This is a genomic window from Mesorhizobium sp. WSM4845 (assembly GCF_055811455.1).
The window spans coordinates 1-594 of record NZ_JBVVQA010000098.1; the positions used below are offsets into that span (position 1 = coordinate 1).

Genomic DNA, 594 nt, shown 5'->3' on the forward strand with positions numbered 1-594 from the left:
CCAGATCGACGATCTCCTGCCTTGGGTCTACATCAACAAGCTCGAGCTCAAGGCTGTGGCCTAAGAACACCGCTTACGATTCAGGAGATGCTCGAGGCTGAGATGGACGAGGCGTTGGGCGCCTGGAAAGGCGAGCGCACACCGGAGCGGCTCGGCTACCGCTCAGGCTACTATGGCCGTACGCTTGTCACCCGGGTCGGCAAGCTTGAGCTGCGGGTTCCGCAAGACAGGGCGCCGGCCGCTTCTCCACCGAGCTGTTCGAGCGCTCCCAGCGTTCCGAGCGGGCCTGTCGGTAGCTTTTCAAGTTGTCCGGTTTTGGTAGCACATCACATGTCCGGTTCTGTTTCGGTTGTCGGTGGGGCCGCTGCGGTCAGGCGCGTCAGCGGCTGTTCACAGGGTCCATTGGATGGAGCGGCGTCGAAGCGGTTCACGCTGCGCTCCTGAGCTGGGGTAGAGCTTGTGGGGTGCCGTCGGCCTGGTAGCGGGCGATGGCGCGCGGCCCGTGGAAGACCGCGACGGCAGCCGGCCGAGATCCTCTCTTCCCCACACAGACCGGCAGGAGGATCAGCCCCGACGCTCTTGAGTATCGGCTCG

Annotated in this window: 1 pseudogene; it reads left to right on the forward strand. The window is 64.5% G+C overall.

The window, feature by feature from the left end:
• A pseudogene (locus tag AC0L2C_RS34170) lies at nt 1-287 on the forward strand (transposase); the annotation flags it as partial.
• Between the last annotated feature and the right edge of the window lie 307 nt (nt 288-594).